Annotated in this window: 8 protein-coding genes; 7 read left to right on the forward strand and 1 reads right to left on the reverse strand. The window is 70.3% G+C overall.

Features of this window, described 5'->3' with window-relative positions; all coding sequences use genetic code 11:
- From I0Q12_RS01330 to I0Q12_RS01345, 4 genes are all read left to right on the forward strand, one after another.
- Positions 1-399: NUDIX domain-containing protein (locus tag I0Q12_RS01330; protein WP_197250245.1), on the forward strand; the 399-nt coding region annotated here is incomplete at its 5' end.
- Positions 400-403: 4 nt separating this feature from the next.
- Positions 404-1321: a site-specific tyrosine recombinase XerD gene (gene xerD, locus I0Q12_RS01335; protein WP_197250246.1), complete on the forward strand. Its 918-nt coding sequence runs from the start codon at positions 404-406 to the stop codon at positions 1319-1321.
- Positions 1322-1421: 100 nt separating this feature from the next.
- The gene (locus I0Q12_RS01340) at positions 1422-2357 is read left to right on the forward strand and encodes a ParA family protein (RefSeq protein WP_248676329.1); all 936 of its coding nucleotides are present in this window, start codon (positions 1422-1424) and stop codon (positions 2355-2357) included.
- Positions 2358-2360: 3 nt separating this feature from the next.
- Positions 2361-3194 carry a segregation/condensation protein A gene (locus tag I0Q12_RS01345; protein WP_197250247.1) on the forward strand — a complete coding sequence of 278 codons (834 nt, stop codon included), beginning with the start codon at positions 2361-2363 and terminating at the stop codon, positions 3192-3194.
- A gap of 67 nt (positions 3195-3261) precedes the next feature.
- On the opposite strand, the gene I0Q12_RS01350 is transcribed toward I0Q12_RS01345, so the two are convergent.
- On the reverse strand, positions 3262-4389 hold the full coding sequence (locus I0Q12_RS01350) for an RNA-guided endonuclease TnpB family protein (RefSeq protein ID WP_197250248.1): 1128 nt from the start codon (positions 4387-4389) through the stop codon (positions 3262-3264).
- 116 nt (positions 4390-4505) lie between these two features.
- On the opposite strand from I0Q12_RS01350, the gene scpB reads away from it, so the two are divergent.
- From scpB to I0Q12_RS31660, 3 genes are all read left to right on the forward strand, one after another.
- Positions 4506-5219, forward strand: a complete 714-nt coding sequence (scpB, locus tag I0Q12_RS01355; protein WP_197250249.1) for an SMC-Scp complex subunit ScpB — start codon at positions 4506-4508, stop codon at positions 5217-5219.
- Positions 5220-5229: 10 nt separating this feature from the next.
- Entirely contained in the window at positions 5230-6246 is a 1017-nt protein-coding gene (locus I0Q12_RS01360; protein ID WP_197250250.1) for a pseudouridine synthase, read from the forward strand.
- A gap of 17 nt (positions 6247-6263) precedes the next feature.
- Positions 6264-6411 (forward strand): (d)CMP kinase (locus tag I0Q12_RS31660; protein WP_231609809.1); only part of this gene is annotated, 148 nt, incomplete at its 3' end.

Here is a 6411-nt window from a genome sequence, read left to right on the forward strand (position 1 = left end):
CTCCTCGACGCCCCCGGTGAATCCCCGCTCGACGCGGCCCGCCGGGAACTGGCCGAGGAGACCGGGTTCGCCGCCCACCGCTGGGACCTGCTCGTCGACATCGCCCTGTCGCCGGGATTCACCGACGAGGCGGTCCGGGTGTTCGCCGCCCGGGACCTGTATCCCGTCGACCGGCCCGATCCCGAACACGAGGAAGCGGACCTCGAACTGCATTTCGTCCCGGTAGACGAGGCCGTGGCGATGGTGCTGCGCGGGGACATCGTCAACGCCACCGCCGTGTCCGGCATCCTCGCGCTGGCCGCGACCCGCAGCGCCGGCCTGCCGCCGCGCTCCCCGGACACCGCATGGCCGGACCGGCCGCAGGCCTTCGCGCGGACTCGCGCCGAGCTCGGGAACTGACCCGGTGCTGTCCCGCCACATCGACGCGTACCTGAACCACCTCACCGTCGAACGCGGCGCCGCAGCGAACACGATCGCCTCCTACCGCCGGGACCTGGCCCGCTACCAGGAGTACCTCACCGACCGCGGCGTCGACGACCTCACCGAGGTCCGCGAGGACCACATCGGCGACTTCGTGATCGTGCTGCAGCGCGGCGATCCGGACCGCAACCGGCCCGCCCTCGCCGCCGGCTCCGCGGCCCGCGCGCTCATCGCGGTCCGCGGGCTGCACCGGTTCACGACCGCCGAGGGGCACACCCCCGTCGACGTGGCGCGGGCCGTGAAACCACCCCCGCCGGGCCGGCGGCTGCCGAAATCGCTGACCGTCGACGAGGTACTGGCGATCCTCGACGCGACCGGCACCGAATCCGACGGGCCCCGCGGCCTGCGCGACCGGGCGCTGCTCGAACTGCTGTACTCGACCGGCGCCCGCATCTCCGAAGCCGTCGGCCTCGACGTCGACGACATCGACACCGAGGCCCGCTCGGTGCTGCTGCGCGGCAAGGGCGGCCGGCAACGCGTGGTCCCGGTCGGTCGGCCCGCCCTCGCCGCGCTCGACGCCTACCTGGTGCGCGGCCGGCCCGGCCTGTCCCAGGGGCGCACCCCGGCGCTGTTCCTCAACGCCCGCGGCGGCCGCCTGTCCCGGCAGAGCGCCTGGCAGGTCCTGCAGACCGCCGCCGAACGCGCCGGGATCACCGCCGCCGTCTCCCCGCACACCCTGCGGCACTCGTTCGCCACCCACCTGCTCGACGGCGGCGCCGACGTGCGCGTCGTGCAGGAACTGCTCGGTCACGCCTCGGTTACCACCACCCAGATCTACACGCTCGTCACCGTCGGGGCGCTGCGGGAGGTGTGGGCCGGTGCGCATCCGCGGGCCCGCTGAGCACCACGCCCGGGACGCGTGTCCGTCCACGGAACCCGGGGCCGAAGCGGTAGCGTTTGGGCAACAGATCAGTGACGCCGAACAGGGGGAGGACCGGACCGTGGGGACACCACACTCACCCGCAACGGACACGACCTACCCGGCTCCGCCCGCGTCGACCTCGCACGACGCGCGGCCGGTGGCCTCTGCAGCCGACATGGATCTCGGACCGACCGGCCGCCCGCGCCGGCACATCCCGGAACCGCCGCCGCTGGCCGTCCACGGGCCCGCCAAGATCATCGCGATGTGCAACCAGAAGGGCGGGGTCGGCAAGACCACCTCGACCATCAACCTCGGGGCGTCCCTCGCCGAATACGGGCGCCGGGTACTGCTCGTCGACCTGGACCCGCAGGGTGCGCTGTCCGCCGGACTCGGCGTCGCCCACCACGACCTGGACCTGACCGTCCACAACCTGCTCGTCGAACCGCGCGTCGGCGTCGACGAGGTGCTCATGCGCACCCGCGTCGAGGGACTGGACCTGCTGCCCAGCAACATCGACCTGTCCGCCGCCGAGATCCAGCTCGTCTCCGAGGTCGGCCGCGAACAGGCCCTCGGTCGCGCCCTCCACCCGGTGCTCGACCGCTACGACTACGTGCTCGTCGACTGCCAGCCGTCGCTCGGGCTGCTCACCGTCAACGCCCTGGCCTGCGCCGATTCGGTGATCATCCCGATGGAATGCGAGTTCTTCAGCCTGCGCGGGCTGGCCCTGCTCAACGACACCGTCGCCAAGGTCCGCGACCGGCTCAACCCGCGGCTGTCCGTGGGTGGCATCGTGGTCACCATGTTCGACGCCCGCACCCTGCACGCGCGGGAGGTGATGTCCCGCGTCGTGGAGGTCTTCGGCGACCTCGTCTACGACAGCGTCGTCAACCGCACCGTCAAGTTCCCCGAGACCAGCGTCGCCGGCGAACCGATCACCACCTGGGCCCCGAAATCCGGTGGCGCCGAGTCCTACCGGGCGCTCGCCCGCGAAGTCATTCACCGCTCCGGCCGCTGATCCGTGCCCGACGACATCCTGCTGCCCGACGCCACCCCCGTCGACGAACCCGACACCGGCGGATTCCGGGTCCGGCTCCGCAACTTCGAGGGCCCCTTCGATCTGCTGCTCAACCTCATCTCGCAACGCCGCCTCGACGTCACCGAGGTCGCGTTGCACGAGGTCACCGACGAATTCATCGCCTACACCCGCACCCTCGGCCCGGAGGCGGGACTCGACCAGACCACCGAATTCCTCGTCGTCGCCGCGACCCTGCTCGATCTGAAGGCCGCGCGGCTGCTGCCGTCCGGGGAGGTCGAGGACCCCGAGGACCTGGCGCTGCTCGAGGCCCGCGACCTGCTGTTCGCGCGGCTGCTGCAATACCGCGCCTACAAGCAGGTCGCGGAACTGTTCGCCGCCCTCGAATCCGCCGCGCTGCGCCGCTACCCGCGGGCGGTGTCCCTCGAGGAACGCTACGAGGGACTGCTGCCGGAGGTCACCCTCGGCGTTGACCCCCACATGTTCGCGGAGATCGCCGCCGCCGCCTTCCGCCCCAAACCGCCACCGACGGTCGGGCTCGATCACCTGCACGTGCCGAAGGTGTCGGTCCCCGAGCAGGCCGCCCGGCTGCTCGAGCTGCTGCGCGCCCGCGGCGCCGGCACCTGGACCGGATTCGGGGAGCTGACCGCCGAATGCGAGAGCGGCCTGCAGATCGTCGCCCGGTTCCTCGCGCTGCTCGAGCTGTACCGCGAACGCGCCGTCCAGTTCGACCAGCCGGAACCGCTCGGCGAGCTGCTCATCACCTGGACCGGCGAGAACGACGACGCCGCCGTGAACTTCGAGGAGGATTACGGTTAACGCCTCTCCTGCCCGGAGACAGGGGATTTCCGGCTCGGACCGCAACCGCACCACCCATCCGAGGTGATCACGCTTGACTTCCGTCGTCGACACCGGTGTGGCCACGCTCCGCCACAGTCAGAATCACTCTGGCAGCGTTCCGGTCGCGGCATGCGCTGTAGCCGCATGTCTCGCACCGGAAAATTCGTTCGTCGAGTCCGAGGCGCTGCTTGGCTCTCGCGAAACACCTCGAACACGTCATGGTCGTGTACGCGGGCCGGACAATCACCACCCTCCGGCCGGCCCGCCTGCCCCGCTCGATCAACACCCGCTTCACCCTGGCGATCGCCGCATCCGCGGCCTTGCGTGCCATCGACGACTTCGCCAGAAACCGCGGGCGGAAATCCTCCACCGCGATCAACGCATGCTCGTCGACCACTCGGGTCGCCCACACACGCGCAGCTTCTTCATTCCGGCGTGCCGCCTTCTTCTGAATCTTCGCCACCCGCCGCCGGGCGCGCCGGTAGCCCTTCGATGGCGTCCTTCCTTTTCCGCGACGGTGCCGGGCCATCGTCCTCTGAGCTTTCGCCAACTCCGCTGCACAGCGTTTGCGGTGTTCCGGGTGCGGCAGATCGAACTTCTCATCGGTGGTGGTGGCGGTTTGCGCGACGCCCCAGTCGATGCCGATCGCCGAACCCTCCGGCGCTGCTGGTGCTGGGAGTGTTGCGCGGCTCACTACGAACGAGGCGTACCAGTGTCCCAACGAGTCCTGGACGATGCGCACACTCGACGGGGGCGATGGCAAGTCCCGCGACCACACCACCGGAATACTGACGCCCTTTGCCAGCACCAACCGGCCGTGCCGCAGCGTGAAACCGCGGCGGGTGTACTGGAGCGATGGCAACGTCTTCTTCCGTGCCTTGTATCGCGGACGACCGCGTCCCTTGATCCGGAACGATGCCTCGAGCGCTTGGGCATACGTGCGCAGCGTCTGTTGCTGCGCAACTTGCGACCCCTCCCGCAACCAGGACGACCGCTTGCGCGCCTCGGTCAGCATCTTGCCGAGTTTCGCGAACGTAGGCTTGGCGCCGGACTTGTGTTGGTGTACCGCTTCGTTCCACAGGAACCGGCAGCGGTGCCATTCCTCCACGAGGGCACGTTCGGCAGTCACCCCCGGCCGCAGCCGAAAGCTGTAGCGCACCACCTCAACCCCCATGCCCGGCACCGTATCCGGGCCCACCGACAGGTTTGTTCGACACGACCACAACCCACGAAAGGAGGACGGCGCTTCAGTTCCCCCGCCGACAGGGAAGTATCTGCGCCGAAGACCCGATGACCGAGAACGCGGACAGGGATATCACAGCCGATCCGAATCTCGATGCGGAACCGAACCTCGACGCCGAATTACTCGACATGTCCGACGACGAGCTCGCCGCCGCCCTCGAGGCGCTGCTTCTCGTCGTCGACACCCCCGCCTCGAACGAGCAGCTCGCCGCCGCGATCGGTGTCACCGCCACCCGCGTCGAATCCGCGCTGCTGGAGATGGCTGCGCAGCTGACCGCGCGCGGCTCCGGTATCGACCTGCGCTACGCCGGGGACGGCTGGCGGTTCTACACCCGCCGGGACTACGCGCCGTACGTGGAGAAGCTCCTGCAGGGCGGGGCCCGCACCAAACTGACCCGGGCCGCGCTGGAAACCCTCGCCGTCGTCGCCTACCGGCAGCCGGTGACCCGCAGCCGCGTCAGCGCGGTGCGCGGCGTCAACGTCGACGGGGTGATGCGCACCCTGCTCGCCCGCGATCTGATCGCCGAGGCCGGCACCGACCCGGAGACCGGCGGCACCCTCTACGTCACCACCGAGCTGTTCCTGGAGCGCCTCGGGGTGGCGTCCCTGCAGGATCTGCCGCCCGTCGCGCCGCTGCTCCCGGACGTGGATGTGATCGATGACATCTCCGAGAGCCTCGAGTCGGACCCGCGATTTGCGAGAATGGGAGGGAACTCGCGCACCGAGGACGTCTCGATCGCGGAGTTCGAGCCAGACAACTGACAGGAAAATCTTGAATACACCCGCTCGCCGTGATGGCACACCGGACCGCAAGAAGAACACCTCCCGCTCGGGCAAGACCTCGGCTTCGTCCAGGACACAGGCCTCGGGCCGGTCGGAGGCCCCGAAGAAGGCGCACCGCAAGGGCAGCACCCCGCAGACCAAGCTGAACAAGCGAGGCCGGCCCGCCGCCCCGAAACCGACCGCCAAGCGTCCCGACCCGATCCCCACCATCAGCAACGCCAAGCCCGCCCGGCACCAGCACAGCTCCGCCGCGCCCACCCAGCTGCCCGCCGGTGAGGGCGTGCGCCTGCAGAAGGTGCTCGCCCAGGCCGGGGTCGCCTCCCGCCGCGCCGCCGAGGAACTCATCGCCGCCGGCCGCGTCGAGGTCGACGGCGACATCGTCACCTCGCAGGGGCTGCGCGTCGACCCCGAGAACACCGTCATCCGCGTCGACGGCATCCGCGTCGTCGTCAAGAAGGACCTCGTGCACCTGGTCCTGAACAAGCCCCGCGGCTGGCAGTCCACCATGTCCGACGACCTGGGCCGCCCCTGCGTCGGCGACATCGTCTCCGAACGCGTCGCCGCCGGTCAGCGCCTGTTCCACGTCGGCCGGCTCGACGCCGACACCGAGGGCCTGCTGCTGCTCACCAACGACGGCGAACTCGCCCACCGGCTGATGCACCCCTCCTTCGAGGTCACCAAGACCTACCTCGCCACCGTCAAGGGCGTGCTCGCCCGCGGCGTCGGCAAGCAGCTGCGCGCCGGCGTCGAACTCGAGGACGGTCCCGCCAAGGTCGACAGCTTCGCGCTGCTCCAGGTCAACGAGGGCCAGTCCCTGGTCCGGCTGGAGCTGCACGAGGGCCGCAAGCACATCGTGCGCCGCCTGCTCGACGCCGTCGGGCACCCGGTGGTGCGGCTCGTACGCACCGACATCGGCCCCGTCGCGCTCGGCGACCAGCGGCCCGGCACCCTCCGCGTCCTCGGCCGCAAGGAAGTCGGCGGCCTGTACCAGGCGGTGGGCCTGTGACCGCGCTGATCGTCGCGATGGACGGGCCGTCCGGCACCGGCAAGTCCACCGTCTCCAAACGGCTCGCCGAGCATTTGGGCGCCGCCTATCTCGATACCGGCGCGATGTACCGGCTCGCGACGCTGCACGCGCTGCGCCGCGGCACCGACCTGACCGACCCGGACG

Source organism: Rhodococcus sp. CX, from assembly GCF_015865005.1.
Classification (GTDB): Bacteria; Actinomycetota; Actinomycetes; order Mycobacteriales; family Mycobacteriaceae; genus Rhodococcus.

What these genes read in the sequence shown, in the direction of transcription:
- scpB (WP_197250249.1), top strand. Translation starts at nt 4,506, where the DNA reads ATGACCGAGAACGCGGACAGGGATATCACAGCCGATCCGAATCTCGAT.
- I0Q12_RS01350 (WP_197250248.1), bottom strand. Translation starts at nt 4,389, where the DNA reads ATGGGGGTTGAGGTGGTGCGCTACAGCTTTCGGCTGCGGCCGGGGGTG.